This window comes from Alteromonas portus, from assembly GCF_005117025.1.
In the GTDB taxonomy this organism is placed as follows: Bacteria; Pseudomonadota; Gammaproteobacteria; order Enterobacterales; family Alteromonadaceae; genus Alteromonas; species Alteromonas portus.
The window spans coordinates 114,007-131,291 of the sequence record NZ_SWCO01000002.1 but is presented as its reverse complement, the minus strand read 5'-3'; the positions used below and the strand labels follow the sequence as shown (position 1 = coordinate 131,291).

Here is a 17,285-nt window from a genome sequence, read left to right as displayed (position 1 = left end):
ACTTCTCACATTAATACACACTCTATGAGGTTCTAGACGTGTCTACAAAACAATCTTTACTGGGTAATATCGGCATACAAGTCGTCATTGCTATGATTATTGGTACCGCGGTTGGTGCCTTTATGGGTGAAAGCGCAGCAATGTTCGCTCCACTAGGTGCCATTTTTATCAACCTAATAAAAATGCTGGTCATTCCACTGGTGGCTGTAGCGCTTATCTCTGGCGCTGCAGGGCTTGGCAACAGCACCAATGCAGGAAAAGTGGGGCTATCTACCCTTGCTTATTTTGCGTTAACGTCGGCACTTGCTGTAACACTGGCTCTCGTAATGGGTGAAGTGTTTAAGCCCGGGCTTGGCATCGACGTGTCAGCAGTGGAAGGGATGTTCTCTGGTGAATACGCATCTAAAGGTGAGCTGCCTTCGTTTTGGGCTACCGTGACAGGTATGATCCCTACCAATGTATTTGCCTCGTTAACCAACGCGAATATTCTTCAAATTCTGGTGTTTTGCTTGTTCTTTGGCCTCGCCCTTTCTAAACAACCTAAAAAGAATCGCGAGCCTATTTTAAATGGCGTGAACACTATCGTTGATGCCATGGTGTGGATGATCAACTGTGTGATGAAAATCGCGCCTATCGGCGTATTTGGTTTAATGGCAGAGGCAGTAGGAACATTTGGTTTTGCCGCGCTCATGGTGGTATTCAAACTCTTCTTGGTGTTTACAGCGGCAATTTTAGTATTTGGTTTTGTGGTTTACCCCCTTTTGGTCCAGCTTTTTACTAAAACGTCGGCTAAGTCATTTCTCGTGGCTATGAAAAAGCCTCAAGCGGTTGCCCTTTCGACCGCGTCCTCAATGGCTACGCTACCAGTTACAATGAATACTGTAGAGAATGAGCTAGGTGTAAGAAATGCAACGGCATCTTTTGTACTGCCGTTAGGCGCCACTATCAATATGAGTGGAAATGCCATTTATTATGGCTTGGTAGCGGTGTTTTTTGCGCAGCTTTTCAATGTAGATTTATCAATGGGCGCTTATGTTGCCATCATCCTAACGTCTACCCTCGGCGCGGTTGGTCAAGCGGGTATACCTGGGCCATCATTCTTAGTCGTTGCAGTGTTACTTGCTGCCGGTATTCCCATTGAAGGTTTACCCCTGCTATTTGCCTTGGACAGAATTTTCGACATGATCCGTACAGCGCTAAATATTACCGGTGATGCAGCATGCGCAGTGATTGTAGATACGATTGCCATTGATGCTGATGCTGTTGAAGAGCAACCAATAGAAAATACGGCCAAATAAAGCTTCGCTTTATAACAAAATAAAAAAGGTGGCCTTTGCCACCTTTTTTAGTCTTGTTAGCAACGCGAACAACACGCTACTGTGATTGCGTAGCACCTTTATTTTTTACATACTTTTCCAGCCACTGATCTTGTTCCCAAAGCGTGTGCAATACACTTTCTTTGGCGCGATATCCATGACTCTCTTTAGGCAACATAACTAAACGTGTCACCGCCCCTAAGCCTTTGAGCGCGTTAAAATAACGCTCACTTTGCATTGGGTATGTACCGGAATTATTATCAGCCTCACCATGAATAAGTAAAAGCGGGGTTTTCATTTTTTCAGCATGCATAAATGGCGACATGGTGTAATACACTTCTGGTGCATCCCAGTAATGGCGTTCCTCAGACTGAAAACCAAATGGCGTAAGTGTTCTATTATAAGCGCCAGAACGCGCAATGCCTGCAGCAAATAAGTCAGAGTGCGACAACAGGTTAGCCACCATAAACGCACCATAGCTATGCCCGCCCACTGCAACACGCGCTGGGTCAATAATTCCTTTTTGATCAAGCGCATCTATCGCCGCTTTTGCGTTAGCAACAAGCTGCGGCCTAAAGGTATCGTTTGGCTCTTCATCACCCTCACCAACGATAGGAAATGATGCATCGTCTAATACAACATAGCCTTTTGTAACCCAGTAGATAGGTGAACCGTACCACGGGTAGATGAATCGATTTGGGTTTTGCGTGTTTTGACCCGCGCTTGACTTGTCCTTAAATTCTTCTGGATAAGCCCATAGGATCATTGGATAGCGCTTGCCTTGCTCATAGTCTGTTGGCAAATACAAAGTACCTGTTAAGTCCAATCCATCGTTACGCTTGTACGTAATCACTTCTTTCTTAACGTTTTGAATGCTTTCAAACGGATTTTCAAAGTGTGTTAGTTGGGTCAACGTATTGTTTTTTAAATTGCGGAAATAGTAATTAGGGTAGTCACGCTTAGACTCAATTCTTACTAACAAGCGATCGTTTTTAATATTGAAATCACGCAAGTCTTCAAATTTGTCTGTGTAGGCGCTTTTATATACGCGCGATGTTTCCAAGGTTTCTAAATCTAACTTATCCAAGAATGGGAACTGTCCTTCAGGCGTAAACCCATCCCCTAACAAAAACGCATTATTTCCTTCTACTGCTAGCACATCTTTAAAATAGCCATTTTTACGGGTAACAAAGTTGCCAGGGTCGCTGTATTTATCTTGGTAGCTTCTGTTTGAAATAATTTGCGCAGACTGACTTTGGTCTGGGCTAAACAGGTACGTTTTAATATTGCGTGTATTCCACCAATAATCCATGGCAATAGCTACGCTATCGCTATTCCAAATAAAGCGGTAGAACCTGTCTTCTGTTTTAAGAATTTGCTCGGCTTCGCCGCTAAACGGCGCTGCTAGCTGCATAAGCTTATCTCGATGCGTCACCTCAACGTCAGGATCTCCGCCGTCCAGCGCTTCAGCATACACAATTGTATTAGGTTTGTCGTTGCGCCATTGAACATCACGTGGCCCCGTGCGAACAGCCATAAAGCCTTGTGGCAAGTCTTCGATAAGTGGGACGTCAACAAGTGTTTTAGCTAACGTTCCATTTTTATTATACAAGCTAATAGTGTGAGGGAAGCGACGGTAGGTCACTAAATAAGAAAACGGCGGCTTGTATTCCTCTACCATCACGTAGTCGCCTGCGGGAGAAACGCTTACATCGCCATACATACCTGATGCAAGCCAAGGAGATGCCTTGCCTTTTAACGGCACTTTATAAATCTCTGAACGGGCTAATTGCTCAAAATTAAACTCATCATTTTTATTTTTAAGCAAATCTTGATACGTGCGATTTTGTGCTTTTTTACCATCACTCACTGAAATCGTGGGTCCGGTAGGCACCGCCACGCTGGTGTCGATTAAGTTTTTTCTATCTTTGGGTACGACTTTTACCAAAAGGGAACCGCTATCTGCATTCCAATTTAAGGTATCGCCCATATTCGCGTTTACGGGTTTATCGAAGAGCTTTCTAGCTTCAGCCGCTTCGATATCAAGCACCCAAAGCTCTACGCCCATTTTTGCCGTATGGGTAAATGCCATATAGCGTTGATTAGGTGACCAAGTAAAATTGGTTAACCGAGGCGCTTCTGGCATACCTTTAATAGTCAGGCTATCTTTACTACCTACCCGCTGTACCTGAAGGTCGTTGTAATACGTTACGCGGCTTCCAATGTTAGTAGTAGGGTCAATTCTTAGCCCTGCTAGACGAAGCTCTTCTTTCGATAAGTCTTCTATAGATTTATAGTTGTCGCGAAACAACAGCAGCATATTCTGCTGTGCATCGTCTACTAGTGTGGAAGGAGCTAGCGTAACGTCTACTAAATCGAGTATTTCTTTTGACGGCTTTTGGTATTGCAGTGCGTCTTGCGCAAATAGCTGACAGGAGCATGCAACGAGTAGGAAACACATCCATTTTCTTAGCATTTAATATCCTTAGTTAGATTTTTGAGGGTATATAGAAACAGGAAAGCGAGGTTTCGCCGTAGTTGTAAATAACTGGCGAAAAACCCCGCTTCGATTGATTAGATAATTGCATACCTTAAGGTGTGCGAGCTTTTTGATTTTATAAAGGGGTCGTTTTAACCGCAGTACCGCTAATGCTCACCATAAGCATACTGCCTTTATCGCCAATCACTTGATAGTCTAAGTCGATGCCAACCACAGCATTTGCGCCCATGCTTCTGGCTTCATGCTCAAGCTCAGTAAACGCTAACTTACGTGCGGTGGTTAACTCTTCTTCATACGACCCAGAACGGCCGCCAACGATATCGCGAATAGAGGCGAAAAGATCTTTAAATACGTTTGCGCCCATTACGGCCTCGCCCACAACAATACCGTAATAAGCTTCAATTTTATGCCCTTCAAGCGTTGGGGTAGTTGAAACTATCATGCATAACTCCTTTTAATGTGAACTGTTTATTTTGCGCTATTTAGGACAAAAGTCCTTTAGCTGTTATCTTTAAACCACTGCTGAATAGACTTAACAAGCGCCTGTGCTTTATTGGAATCGTAAGCCACAGCGGGCTGATTGCCCCAAACAGGTTTTGGCCATGCGCAATCGTTTTCAAAACGTGCAACGTGATGAACGTGGAGCTGTCTTACCACGTTGCCTAGTGCTGCCACGTTAAGTTTAAGCGGCGAAAACAAGGCCTGCATTGCTTTTGATGCCAATGCAGACTCTTTAAGTAAAGTAATCTGCTCTTCTTCTGACAAGTCGATAATTTCCGCAATATCATTTTTCATAGGCACTAAAATGAGCCACGGAAACTGACTATCATTCATCAACAGTACACGACACAGCGAAAGATCACAGACAAAAAATGTATCATTGTGTAAACGGCTATCAAGTTTAAACATCTAGCTTATCCAACGTGCTAGGCACAACGGTTAACAAGGCACGTTGCCCAATGGCTACTTTTGCATTCGGGAAAACAATGGCTTCGCCGTCTTGCTCTGCTACGTATTCTTTGCCAGGCTCGGAAGCCAATACCGTGCCTTTAGGGTAGTCGGTGAAGTTTGGCGTATCGTCATCGAAATGAAGCGTAAACTGTTCTTCGTTTCGGTTTATAACCTGGTTCACGCGATAAATATCAAGGTCATCCATATCAACCGTTGGCGCATACTCGGTTTGAGTAATTAGCTTCGTTATCGCTTGTTTGGCATCTTCAAAGCGACGCATATCGTTTTGCCCAAATGGACGCACTTTGCCAAGTTCAACCGTAAACGCGTGTGCGTTGTATTGATATGACGAGAAATAGCTAAAGGTGGTTGTCGAACTTTCCGACAGCAGAATGGTTTTCACCCCGCAAGCGGCAAGGAATGCAAGCTGCCCTTTGCTGTGTACTCTGTCATGAAGATACGGATATACCGCAAATTTTTCGTTTTTAGAGGCCCGAATTGCAGTGTGTAGGTCGTAGTGATATCGAGTGCCTTCACCCGCTTCAAAGAACGATGCCACCGCATCCTCTAACTGTTTAGCTCGAACGCGCTCTGCGTTAACTAAACCTTCACCTTTTGAGTGTGCACCGCTGAATAAGCGATTCATATTTTCTTCAACAAAACGTTCTGCAATGTCCATTGCTGGCAGGTTGCCAAATAAAAACAGCACATCATGAGTTAATGTAATACTGCCTGTTAAGATTCCCTTAACCAAGTCATCACAGATTTCGATAGGCGCGGTTTCATTACCGTGCACACCGCAGGACAAAACAATGCGTTTATTGGGCTTAGATGCCCTCTGCACTGAGAAGCTTATAATACCAGGTGCGGTAATACTAACGAGCGTACCATTAGCTAACGTAAATTGATGAGAGCGTTCAAATAATGAGGGGTCGCGGCGAGAAAGTGTTAAAAATTGGCCGCTTTCGATAAGTTCTTGCATAAGTGTGAGCTTTGTTGACTTTATCTGATCTCGAATAGCCCAAGTGTACCGACAGAGGCGGCCAAAATCATCTAATCTGCATGTTTAATTATGCTCACCTGTAAGCATTAAATAACGCGACGTGACACCCTAGCTCAGGGAGTTAGGCAATGAGAGTACGGAAAGTATGAAGGTTCCAATTTCACTCGGAAGCTTAAAAGAGTGGCTAAAGCGACGGCGAACGGGATTGGAATAACAACGCTTACGTGGATTTTACGTAGCTATGCTTGAGCTCGTCTTGGCGAATTTCCAATAATGATATCTTGCTGAGTTAGTGCGATAAATTCGTTGAAAGGAATAGCGCGAGAAAACAGATACCCCTGCCCTTGAGCCACGCCTACCTCTCTCAATATATGAAGCTGCTCTACGGTTTCAATACCCTCGGCGACAACACTACAGCCTTTTGCATGCCCGATAACTTTAGCTGCTTCGATGATAGCTCTGTTAACCGGGTGCGCCTCTAGTTCCATCACAAAGGATTTGTCTATTTTAAGTGCATCCAGGTCCAGGTCACGAATATAGGCGAGGTTCGAATACCCCTTACCAAAATCATCGACAGATATTGAAACACCTAAACTTCGTAACTCATCTAACTGCTTTTTCACCATCAGTGAATTCGATAAAGCAACATCTTCAGTTAGCTCTAGTTCAATGAGCGAAAGCGGTAGCGTATAAGTGTTGCTTAGCATAGTAAGGGTTGGAACTAACTGATTGTCATATAACTGAGTAGGAGAAATATTCACCGACAGTACGATGGGCATTCTAAGTCCATCTAATTCAGCGAGTGCTCTAAACGCTTGTTCCAACGTCCAGTAGCCCAGTTCGTTCATCATATTATAGGACTCTGCGGCCTCAATTAGTGGGCCAGGAAACAGCACGCCATCAAGAGGATGATTCCAGCGTAACAAACACTCAGCACCTACAATTTCTAGCGTGTTAAGGTCCACCTTCGGCTGGTAATACAGTTCAAGTTCGTTGTGGGCCAATGCCCGCTTTAAGTCAGCTTTTAAAGCTAGGCTTCGGCCTGTATCTGTTTTATCTGAATTAGTTAGCGCGAAGTAGTTTTCATACTTGTTTTCTTTGGCCTGCTTCAGCGCTGATTCTGCACGAGACACAAAATCAGTGATATCAAACTCACCTTTCCCGCTACATACCACGCCCACATTAAAGTCGGCTATGAAGGCCGTACCATCATAATGCATAGGTGTTTTGAAATGCTCGACTAAGCGTTCGAACATTTGTCGCATAACGGCTTCATTACTTTCATCGGGGAATACGATGCCGAAGACATCACCGCTTATCCGGCCAATAAGTACATAATGACCAAAAAGACGTTGAATTCGGTTAGCGATTTCTAGCAGAAATCGGTCGCCAACGTGAATGCCTAGGCTGGTTGTTACATCAGAAAAACGCACCACATCAACCAACATCAAGGAAATAGACGTGGTTCGAGACGCTTGCTTTGAAATACTATCTATAAACGCAAAGCGATTGGGAATGGTTGCCAGTGATGTGTGTTGGCTCATGATGTTTTCCTTCAGCATTACGCTTCTAGGTACTAAAAACAACTACTTATATAAAACCATGACGCTACGTAAGGCGCAACGACAGTAACGTATTATTTTGCATACCGTCTTATACTTTTGTACAACATATTTCAGAGTATGCCTATAATTGCATCTCACCTTTTTTTACGCGCTGTAAAAAAATTGGAAGCACCGTTTCAGTCAAAAAAGCTTCGCAGTGCAACACTTAAGTAAAACTATAGACGCTTTTAAAAGAAAATAAAAAAACCCGACTAGTGTAACACTGCCGGGTTTATTCGTTACGTTTCTGCGATTAGCTTTCAATCTTACACGGTGAAAGTTTCCAAACGCGCTCTACATAGTCACGAATTGAACGATCTGAAGTAAATTTGCCCATCTTCGCTGTATTGATGATGGCCATTTCTGCCCAGCGCTCTTTGTCACGATAAGCTGCATCTACCGCAATTTGTGCGTCAGAATAAGCACGGAAATCTGCAAGCACCATGTACGGGTCGCCGTTATCTAGTAAGCTTTGCTTAATTGATACCAGTGCGCCTGGTTTACCTGGCGTGAAGTAATCCGTTTCTAGCCAATCCAGCACCGCTTTAATTTCAGGATCTTTGTAGTAGTAGTCGTGTGGGTTATAGCCATTCGCTTTAAGCTCATTCACTTCTTCTACAGTAAGACCAAAGATAAAGATGTTGTCGTCGCCCACTTCTTCAGCGATCTCTACGTTTGCGCCATCTAGTGTACCTATAGTAACCGCGCCGTTTAGCGCAAGCTTCATGTTACCCGTACCTGATGCTTCTTTACCTGCTGTACTGATTTGCTCAGATACGTCAGCCGCTGGAATCATTTTTTCAGCCAGTGACACGCGGTAGTTTGGCAAAAACGCTACCTTAATCTTGTTGTTTACGCGAGGATCGTTATTAATCTTATCCGCTACCTTGTTAATAGCGAAGATAATATCTTTCGCAAGCTTGTAGCCCGGCGCCGCTTTAGCACCGAATACAAATACACGGGGGTGCATATCGTAATCAGGGTTTTCTAGAATACGACGGTACAATGCCATAATATTCAGAAGCGCTAAGTGTTGACGCTTGTACTCATGCAAACGCTTAATCTGCACGTCAAAAATCGCATTAACGTCTACTTCAATGTCAAGTGACTTGCGAATTTCCTCTGCCAGCAACTCTTTATTCTCAAGTTTCACTTTCATGAACTGCTTCTGGAACGTTTTGTTGCTTGCAAATTTGGCCAGCCCCTGCAGCTTGTCTAAGTCGCGCGGCCAGTCTTCTCCAATTTTCTTATCAATAAGCTTCGATAACCCAGGGTTACACGCCTTCAACCAGCGACGTGGGGTAATACCGTTGGTCACGTTAGTCAGCTTACCTGGATATAGTTCATCGAACTCTGGGAACAGAGACGACTTAACAAGGCGAGAATGCATTTCTGCCACGCCGTTCACCGCGAATGAACCGATTACCGACAGGTGGCCCATACGCACCATCTTCTCGTTGCCTTCTTCAATAATGGAAAGCTTGGCTTTCATGGCATTGTCGCCAGGCCACTTCTTATCAACCTCTGCCATAAAGCGGTGGTTAATTTCATAAATGATTTCCAGGTGGCGAGGAAGGATCTTCTCAATCATGCGCGCAGGCCACTTTTCAAGTGCCTCTGGTAGCAAGGTGTGGTTGGTATAGGCAAATACCTTTGTGCAAATACCCCAGGCTTCATCCCAGCCAAGCTCTGCACGGTCAACAAGAATGCGCATTAGCTCTGGTATAGAAATCGCTGGGTGGGTGTCGTTTAGCTGAATTACAACCTGATCTGCAAAACGGCTCCAATCATCGCCATGCGCGCGCTTGTAACGACGTATAATGTCTTTAAGGGAGCACGAGCAGAAGAAGTACTGCTGAATCAGACGTAGCTCTTTACCCGCTTCAGTTTCGTCGTTTGGATAAAGGACTTTTGAAATGGTTTCTGCTTGAACGTTCTCGCGCTGTGCATCAACATAACCACCTGCATTAAATACGTCCCAGTTAAAGTAATCAGACGCTTCTGACTGCCACAAACGCAATACGTTTACGGTTTTACCTTCATAACCCACAACTGGGATATCCCACGGCACACCTTTTACTATTGAGCCAGGGTGCCATTCTTTAAGCACTCGGCCATTTTCGCCGTATTTCGTTTCTACGTAACCGTAAAGAGATACTTCCTGAATAGATTCTGGACGGCAAATTTCCCAAGGGTTGCCGTAGTCGCGCCAGCTGTCTGGTCTCTCTATTTGCGCACCGCTTTTAATTTCTTGGCGGAACAAGCCATGCTCGTAGTGAATACCATAACCTATCGCAGGCAATTCCATGGTGGCTAATGAGTCGATAAAGCAAGCAGCTAGTCGGCCAAGGCCGCCGTTTCCTAGCGCCATGTCAGGCTCTTCTTCAAGAATATCTGAAATCTCAACGCCAAGCTCTTTCAATGCACCGCCAGCAACATCGAACAAGCCAAAGTTTTGCAGATTGTTTGAAAGTAAACGGCCCATTAAGAATTCAGCAGAGAAATAATGAACGGCGCGTGTGTCGTTCAAGTAATGACTTTTCTGGGTTTTGCGCAGTCCTTCAAGCACTTGCTCTTGAATTGCTGCACAGGTTGCTTTCCACCAAGCGTGATTGTTTGCTTTGTTTTCGTCAGTGCCTAGCGTGCAGTGTAAGTGTTTGATAACTGCTGCTTTGAATGCAGCTTTATCGATCACAGGAGAGGGTTGCGTCTTGGTCGCTTTTGCGTTCATTTTGCGTCTCACTCTTAAGTAGAAGCGGTGTTCACACACCAAAAACGTAATTTAATTACAGAATAACTTCAGAATATGACAGCAATATAGCAGCGCTTAAACGTTTATGTTGTAATTATTTTGTTAAAATAACAAAAAACCGCATGAATTCGTATGCATTCATGCGGTTTTTAACACCTTTATTACAAAACACGTTTTGAAACGGTTTGTTTTTGTACTTACTTAATGATTTTGCTTACTAAAGCTTCAGCTTCAGCAATTAAATCCTGTAAGTGGCTTTCACCATTAAAGCTTTCCGCATAGATTTTGTAAATTTGCTCGGTACCAGAAGGACGGGCTGCGAACCAGCCATTTTCGGTCGATACTTTAACGCCACCAATAGCCGCGTTATTTCCTGGCGCGTGAGTTTGGACAGCTGTGATGGGCTCGCCCGCCAAGGTATCGCTGGTAACTACAGATGCATCCATCGCAGAAAGTTTCTGCTTTTGTTCAAGGGTTGCAGCTACGTCTACACGACTGTATACCGGTGCCGCGAACTTCTCCGTCAGCGCTTTGTAGTGCTCGCCGGGATCTTTGCCAGTCACTGCCAAGATTTCCGCTGCTAGCAAACAAAGAATGAAGCCGTCTTTATCTGTTGCCCAAGTACTTCCGTCGCGTTCTAAGAAAATGCCACCCGCGCTTTCTTCACCCGCAAAGCCAATAGTGCTGTTTGATAAACCGTCAACAAACCATTTAAAGCCTACCGGCATTTCAGCCAAAGGTTTACCAAGGCTGTTGGCTACACGGTCAATCATGCTGCTAGAGACCAGTGTTTTGCCAATATTTAAATCACTAGGCCAATTAGGGCGGTGAGTGTAAAGATAGTTTATCGCCACAGCCAAATAATGGTTAGGGTTCATTAAGCCTGCACTTTTGCACACAATACCGTGACGATCGAAATCCGGGTCATTACCCCATGCTAGGTCGAAGTTATCTTTTAACTCTATAAGCCCCGCCATTGCATAGGCTGACGAACAATCCATGCGAAGTTTGCCGTCTTTGTCGCGGCGCATAAAACCAAACTGTGGGTCAACCGCGTCGTTTACTACGGTGATGTCCAACCCGTATTTTTCAGCAATACGCGACCAGTACCCTACCCCAGCGCCGCCGAGTGGATCTGTGCCTAATTTCAAATTCGCTTTGGCAATCGCATTCATATCAATGACTTTAGCTAGGTCTTCGATATAAGGTTCCATAAAGTCTTCTTCACGAACCAATTTGCGTTCAGTGGCTTGGCGGATATCAACGCGCTTAACATCTTTGTTGCCATCTGCGATTAGTTCATTTGCACGTTCTTGAATTTGCTTAGTTACATCGCTGTCAGCAGGGCCACCATGTGGCGGATTGTATTTAAATCCACCGTCAGAAGGCGGGTTATGAGAAGGGGTAATGACGATACCATCGGCCTTTTCAGCGTTCCCGGCGCGGTTGTGACGAATGATAGTTCGAGAAATAACAGGTGTTGGCGTATAGCCCATACTTTCATTGTCTGCACGCTGCACGACAACATCTACACCATTGGCACACAAAACTTCTATGGCAGTGATCATGGCCGGTTCTGATAACGCGTGGGTATCTTTACCTACATACAAAGGACCATCGATCCCTTCTTGTTTACGATATTCCACCAGTGCTTGGCAAATTGCACTGATGTGAGTGTCGGTAAACGTTGCGTTTGACGCTGTTCCTCTGTGTCCTGACGTACCGAAAGAGACTGCTTGACCCGGATCATTCATATCCGGTTTATAGCTGTAATACTGGCTCACTAACTGTGCTACGTTAATGAGCTGCTCTTTCGCTGCATGCTCTCCAGCCTGCGGATGTAATGCCATGAAAAAATCCTTATTTAGAAGTTTAGTTATCTTATTGCTTGTTTTGCTATTTACCTTCTGCAGAGAAACGCGCGATCACAGTTTCAATTACATCGGGTTGATAACCCAGGTTACGCAAAACTTGTTCCAGCATATTGGTTTTCTTGGCAGTGTTATTGTTTGTCACCACCCAGAACGGGCTATCTGGAATAGCTTTAGGGTTAGTACTACTGCCGTTTTCAAGCAATGCTGCTTTACTTGTCGCAAAATACGTACGGTTTTTACCTTTGATACTTTCAACCTGAGCAAAGTTTTCTGCATTAAGCTTGTGCGCTGCACTCAAAACAAACAAAAATTGATCAACGCGTTTAGTAAAAGTACTTAACGCATCTTTCGATACCGCATCTAGAATGTCTCGTCTAGTATGCGTTTCACTAGATACCGCTGATGTATTATTCGCTGTCTTTACGCTGCCCGGTTCACTTGCTCCAGTAGCTTTAGCGGCTGCCTTGGCCGGCGTTTTCTTCGACGCAGTTTTAACTGGCGCACTTGCAGCTTTTGATGCCGTGCGTGATGCAGGCGCTTTTACTGGCGTTTTAGGTGCGGTTTCTGCTTTTACCGTTGAGGCTGGCTTATTTGCAGCTTCGCTAACGTCTGCAGTTTTTGATTCACTTGTTTTTGCAGGCGTTGATGAGCTAGCAATAGGCGCAATACCTTGTGACACAGCACCGTCTTCAGGTAAAAGTAAACGTCTTAAAATTTGTGATGCACTCTCACCAATATGCTTAGTCTGGCTGGCGATGAAGGCATATAAATCGTCATCTATTTCAATGCTTTTCATAACTACTTCCTTTTTAAGAGGCACCATTATAGACAACACAGTTAAACTACGCAGCACTTAATAACAGATGTTTTAAGGATTCGTGAATATTAAGTTGTGAACTAACCTATTACATACCAAGGTATAAATTTTAAAAGGTATAAGAATAGAAAGCTTTACGCTATCGTTGCTACTATTATGAAAGCAACATTCGTTATTTAAACGACGAGTGTGACAGAGTATTTTTAAAGAAAAGTGACACACCTATGCGCCAAGATATTAATCAAGTCCAGCAAGCCCTAAGCAAAAAGATCATTGGTAAGGAGCACCAGCTGAAACTTGCCATTACCTGTTTGCTGGCCAACGGTCACTTATTGATTGAAGATTTACCAGGAATGGGTAAAACCACGCTTTCTCATGCGCTTTCACAAGTTTTTGGTCTTCAATATGCGCGTATTCAATTTACCTCAGACCTGCTTCCTTCCGACATGTTAGGCGTTAACATTTTCCATACTCACGAGCGCGACGAAGAAAAGCGTTTTACGTTTAGGCACGGGCCGATTTTTAGCCAAGTCGTATTAGCTGACGAGTTAAATAGAGCAAGCCCTAAAACACAGAGCGCTCTGTTAGAAGCTATGGAGGAACGTCAGGTAAGTATTGACGGTGTTACTCATGCGCTGCCCTCGCCGTTTTTCGTCATTGCAACGCAAAACCCTAGCTATCAATCGGGCACTTATCCGTTACCAGAATCGCAGTTAGATCGTTTCTTCATGCGTATTTCACTGGGGTATCCGGCGTGGGAAGCAGAAAAGGCGATGCTCATGCAACAGGATGCGTCAGCGCCTCTTACTCAGATTTTAGATGCTGCTAGTCTAAACAAAATGCAAAATGAGGTGGCTGCCATCCACACTAGCGACGCCATTCTTCATTATATATTGCGATTAGTGAGTGAAAGCAGACAGAGCAATGAGTTTCCCAATCCGCTTTCCCCACGCGCCAGTCGCGCTTTACTTCAGGGCGCAAAAGCATGGGCCTACGTTTCTGGCAGAGATTATGTTACGCCTGAAGACGTGCAGGCCGTCTTCGTAGCGATTACCGCTCACAGGCTAACATTATCTTCCCATCAGATGTCTCTAGGGCAGTCTAGTAACGCCTTTGATGGGGAAAAACTAAGCCAAAAATTACTCGATAGCATTGACCCTCTGGCGGCTTAATATTAACGGGCTTCTGGAGTGCTAAACGTGCGTAAAGTGCCAACGTTATTTACGAAATACTTTCAGCGTAGACTATCCACATGGTTAGATAAACGTGTACCGGCGTCGCAAGAGCACCATCTTAATTTAAACAGTATTTTTATATTACCAAGTGGGTTTGGCTGGTCTTTCATCATTTTGTCGCTGTGCTTATTCTTACTTGGCACTAACTATCAAAACAACTTGATGTTACTGCTAAGCTATTTGTGTTTAAGCATTATGCTGCTAACACTTTTTTATACGCATCAAAATTTTGCGCGCTTAGCACTTAAAGCCCTCCCCCCTACTTCGTTTCACTGTAACCAAAATGGTGAAATTCAACTTCAGGTTATTCCCCATTTGAACGCACAGAGGAAATGCTGCAACGGGACCCTATTCATAAAATGGCTAACTGTTGTACGCCACACAGATACTCAACTTGAGTATTTACGCAATAGGCGTCACGCTAGTGCACCACAGCAAAGCTATTGCTTTTCATTAATCGGCAATTCAAAAAGAGAACAAAGCCAAACACTCAACGTCCCACTTCAAATATCTCGAAGAGGTCAATTTACCTTAGGCAGAATGACCATTGCCTGTGATTTTCCGCTAGGGCTTTACAAATGCTGGACACACCTAGACTTCGACCAGCAAGTAGTTGTCTATGCCAAGCCTCAGGAAGGACCTATTACTATTGATAAACTTCCCAACGCAGACGAACCTGATAATTTAAGTGAAATAACAGACCCAACCAGTAATGAAGATTTTTACGCGTTAAACGATTACGAAATTGGACAGCCACTTAATCGCGTTTCCTGGAAGCATGTGGCTAAAAATGGAAACTGGGTCTCGAAATCTTTCACGTCGTTACAGAGCGACAGCGTCGTGCTTTCAGTACCTTCAAGCGAGGACGTGGAAACCGCGGTTTCAGCGCTAACCCAGGCCACAATATCTTGGACAAGTACAAACCGGGTGTTTGGAATACAATACAAGGGGTTGAATATTGCGCCTGCTCAGGGCGCCAAGCATATGGGTGAATGTCTTAGTGCTCTGGCTTGTTTTAACGACTCCCCCACGCTCACTTCTGCCCCCTCCAGCAAGCCAGTATCAATATCGTCAGTACAGAAGAAGACTGGGGCCTAATAACATGAACAGTGTCTTACTCAGTCGCGCTTCACAATTCACTATTTTCAGAAGCGTTTTAGGCCAACCAAACTCTGTGGCAGTGATGATACTATGCGCTGCATTTTCGCTTATTCTCTTTACGTTGACCGCACCATTAATGATATGGGTACTGATGTTAGGTGGATGTGCCGTTATTGTCAGAATTGCAGGCCTTAGCACTCTGCATAACTTACCCACATTACGCACGGTTAACTTGCTTGCTGTACTTGCGGTGTTTGCCTTGTCTTGGTTCGGCTTATCCATCGGCCTTCTTGATAGCATGATCAATTTGTTGACGGTAGCCTGCGCACTTAAAATTATGCTAGTGGAAAAGAAACGAGATTTTCATCTGCTTATATGTACGTGTTTATTTTTGATTGGCTGTGGCTTTATTTCCTCGCTTAGCGTATTTGCATGGGTTGGGTATACCGGAATATTAGCGCTACTTTTAATCGCTACGGCTCTTTACCATGGAGCAAAAGTGCCCATTGCGAACAGCGTCAAGTTCGTTGCCGTACTTATTGGTCAAGCAATTCCTATTGCTCTGCTGTTATTTTTATTGTTACCCCAACTCCCACCGCTATGGCAAATGCCTACATCGAAATCAACAGAAACGGGGCTTTCCGATACAGTAACACCAGGTGATATTGCGTCGCTTGCCAGTTCTTCTGATTTGGCCTTTAGCGCTACATTTAAAAGCACCGATGAAGTCCCTGAAGCACAGAATAGATACTGGCGGGCCATGACCCTTGAACATTTCGACGGAAAAACCTGGTCTATAAGCGAGAAGCGCAAGCAGGCTGAACAACAGTTGGCATTCATGGGAAAGCCTGCGCCTTTGTCAGTAATAGCGGAAAAAGACTCGCCCGCAGTAACGAATTACGAACTGATTGTTGAGCCCACACAGCAAACATGGCTATTTGCTTTAGCCCCCTCTTTCCCAAACAACCGCGAAAACAGCATTTTTGTGAGAAGCCTGTTTGATTATACCTTACGTGCAAATACCCCTATCTCTAGCAAAAAAGCGTTTTATTTGAGCTATGTTCCAAACGCACAAATCACCAATGGAATAGGGAACTTTGAAACGCAACTCAATCTACAAGTTTCAACAAACGGTAACGCTGAAGCGAGGGCGTGGGGACAGTCACTAGCTAACCAATATGCTAACCCTAATGAGCGAGTACAAGCAGTTATGCGTGAATTCCGTCAAGGTGGGTTTCGTTATACCTTGTCTCCTAACGCTATGCCTGTAAACCCTATAGATAGCTTCTTATTCGAGCAACGGGCAGGGTTTTGCGCGCATTATGCCGGTGCTATGGTATACGTGCTTCGTGCTGCAGGCGTGCCGGCAAGAATGGTAACCGGCTACCAAGGCGGGAGTGCACTTAACGATAATGTGCTTCAAATAAGACAATACGATGCCCACGCATGGGTAGAGGCGTTGATTGACGGCGTGTGGGTACGTTTCGACCCTACAAGTATGGTGGCTCCTTCCCGCTTAACCTTTGGACTTGAACGGGCATTAGAAGAGCTAGGGGAGTCACGTCAAACTACCATTTTGCGCGATATTGGTAATTCTGCTTTATTTGCTACCTTGCAAGGTTGGTTACAGCAACTTGACTATTCTTGGAGCAAATGGGTACTGGGTTTTGACAATGCGGCGCAAACCAACATGCTTGAAGAACTACTAGGTGCGCTAACACCACAGAAAATGCGCATTGTATTCTTGTCTGCCATCGGGCTTATTGCGCTCATATTAGCAATGTACTTCTTACCTAAAAAAGAAAAAGCGCGCCTTTCCCCTTCTCATCGCATTTTGCTGAAGGCGGTTACGCACGTTGAAACCAAAACAGGAATAAAAAGAAAAAATAAAACTTTATCCACTTATTTTCAGGAAGTTAGCACCTTATTAACCCCTCATGCCGCCAAGGCATTCGAACAACTATGTAAGCAATTTGAACATGAAACTTACGGTCAGCAGCAAACTCCTGGTAACACGGCGGTGATGAAGCGTCAGCTCAAAACGCTTAAACAAGCGGTAAAATGAAAAGCATTTAAAAACGAAATACACTGCGACTGAACGGGCATTTTTAGTTGCACCTTAAACATTCATT

General features: G+C 44.4%; 12 protein-coding genes. 4 read left to right on the top strand and 8 right to left on the bottom strand.

Features of this window, described 5'->3' with window-relative positions; all coding sequences use genetic code 11:
- Positions 1–38: 38 nt before the first annotated feature.
- The gene (locus tag E5672_RS04690; protein WP_136781141.1) at positions 39–1,298 is read left to right on the top strand and encodes a dicarboxylate/amino acid:cation symporter; all 1,260 of its coding nucleotides are present in this window, start codon (positions 39–41) and stop codon (positions 1,296–1,298) included.
- Between the two features lie 76 nt (positions 1,299–1,374).
- On the opposite strand, the gene E5672_RS04685 is transcribed toward E5672_RS04690, so the two are convergent.
- The 8 genes from E5672_RS04685 to seqA all read right to left on the bottom strand — a co-directional run bounded on the left by E5672_RS04685 (position 1,375) and on the right by seqA (position 12,796).
- Positions 1,375–3,792 (bottom strand): alpha/beta hydrolase family protein, encoded by a 2,418-nt coding sequence (locus tag E5672_RS04685; protein ID WP_136781140.1) that lies wholly within the window; start codon positions 3,790–3,792, stop codon positions 1,375–1,377.
- A gap of 139 nt (positions 3,793–3,931) precedes the next feature.
- Positions 3,932–4,258: a heavy metal-binding domain-containing protein gene (locus tag E5672_RS04680; RefSeq protein ID WP_014949040.1), complete on the bottom strand. Its 327-nt coding sequence runs from the start codon at positions 4,256–4,258 to the stop codon at positions 3,932–3,934.
- Positions 4,259–4,314: 56 nt separating this feature from the next.
- The gene (locus E5672_RS04675) at positions 4,315–4,725 is read right to left on the bottom strand and encodes an HIT domain-containing protein (RefSeq protein WP_136781139.1); all 411 of its coding nucleotides are present in this window, start codon (positions 4,723–4,725) and stop codon (positions 4,315–4,317) included.
- Positions 4,718–5,749 (bottom strand): succinylglutamate desuccinylase, encoded by a 1,032-nt coding sequence (gene astE / locus E5672_RS04670; protein WP_136781138.1) that lies wholly within the window; start codon positions 5,747–5,749, stop codon positions 4,718–4,720. Before astE ends, E5672_RS04675 begins: the two co-directional genes overlap by 8 nt.
- Positions 5,750–6,009: 260 nt before the next feature.
- Positions 6,010–7,314, bottom strand: a complete 1,305-nt coding sequence (locus E5672_RS04665; RefSeq protein WP_136781137.1) for a putative bifunctional diguanylate cyclase/phosphodiesterase — start codon at positions 7,312–7,314, stop codon at positions 6,010–6,012.
- Positions 7,315–7,627: 313 nt separating this feature from the next.
- Positions 7,628–10,105: a glycogen/starch/alpha-glucan phosphorylase gene (locus E5672_RS04660; RefSeq protein ID WP_136781136.1), complete on the bottom strand. Its 2,478-nt coding sequence runs from the start codon at positions 10,103–10,105 to the stop codon at positions 7,628–7,630.
- A 218-nt stretch (positions 10,106–10,323) separates the two neighbouring features.
- Positions 10,324–11,976, bottom strand: coding sequence for a phosphoglucomutase (alpha-D-glucose-1,6-bisphosphate-dependent) (gene pgm, locus E5672_RS04655; protein ID WP_136781135.1), 1,653 nt, complete (start codon positions 11,974–11,976; stop codon positions 10,324–10,326).
- Positions 11,977–12,022: 46 nt separating this feature from the next.
- On the bottom strand, positions 12,023–12,796 hold the full coding sequence (gene seqA, locus E5672_RS04650; RefSeq protein WP_136781134.1) for a replication initiation negative regulator SeqA: 774 nt from the start codon (positions 12,794–12,796) through the stop codon (positions 12,023–12,025).
- Positions 12,797–13,041: 245 nt separating this feature from the next.
- On the opposite strand from seqA, the gene E5672_RS04645 reads away from it, so the two are divergent.
- Genes E5672_RS04645 through E5672_RS04635 form a run of 3 tightly spaced genes read left to right on the top strand, consistent with a single transcriptional unit; the run spans position 13,042 to position 17,218 of the window.
- Positions 13,042–13,989, top strand: a complete 948-nt coding sequence (locus tag E5672_RS04645; protein WP_136781133.1) for an AAA family ATPase — start codon at positions 13,042–13,044, stop codon at positions 13,987–13,989.
- A 36-nt stretch (positions 13,990–14,025) separates the two neighbouring features.
- Positions 14,026–15,150 carry a DUF58 domain-containing protein gene (locus E5672_RS04640; protein ID WP_136781132.1) on the top strand — a complete coding sequence of 375 codons (1,125 nt, stop codon included), beginning with the start codon at positions 14,026–14,028 and terminating at the stop codon, positions 15,148–15,150.
- A 4-nt stretch (positions 15,151–15,154) separates the two neighbouring features.
- Positions 15,155–17,218: a transglutaminase TgpA family protein gene (locus tag E5672_RS04635; protein WP_136781131.1), complete on the top strand. Its 2,064-nt coding sequence runs from the start codon at positions 15,155–15,157 to the stop codon at positions 17,216–17,218.
- The last annotated feature ends 67 nt before the right edge of the window (positions 17,219–17,285 follow it).

Bases quoted from the DNA above. Each gene is read 5' to 3' on its own strand.
- E5672_RS04685 (WP_136781140.1), bottom strand. From the start codon at position 3,792: ATGCTAAGAAAATGGATGTGTTTCCTACTCGTTGCATGCTCCTGTCAG.
- E5672_RS04680 (WP_014949040.1), bottom strand. From the start codon at position 4,258: ATGATAGTTTCAACTACCCCAACGCTTGAAGGGCATAAAATTGAAGCT.
- E5672_RS04675 (WP_136781139.1), bottom strand. From the start codon at position 4,725: ATGTTTAAACTTGATAGCCGTTTACACAATGATACATTTTTTGTCTGT.
- astE (WP_136781138.1), bottom strand. From the start codon at position 5,749: ATGCAAGAACTTATCGAAAGCGGCCAATTTTTAACACTTTCTCGCCGC.
- E5672_RS04665 (WP_136781137.1), bottom strand. From the start codon at position 7,314: ATGAGCCAACACACATCACTGGCAACCATTCCCAATCGCTTTGCGTTT.
- E5672_RS04660 (WP_136781136.1), bottom strand. From the start codon at position 10,105: ATGAACGCAAAAGCGACCAAGACGCAACCCTCTCCTGTGATCGATAAA.
- pgm (WP_136781135.1), bottom strand. From the start codon at position 11,976: ATGGCATTACATCCGCAGGCTGGAGAGCATGCAGCGAAAGAGCAGCTC.
- seqA (WP_136781134.1), bottom strand. From the start codon at position 12,796: ATGAAAAGCATTGAAATAGATGACGATTTATATGCCTTCATCGCCAGC.
- E5672_RS04645 (WP_136781133.1), top strand. From the start codon at position 13,042: ATGCGCCAAGATATTAATCAAGTCCAGCAAGCCCTAAGCAAAAAGATC.
- E5672_RS04635 (WP_136781131.1), top strand. From the start codon at position 15,155: ATGAACAGTGTCTTACTCAGTCGCGCTTCACAATTCACTATTTTCAGA.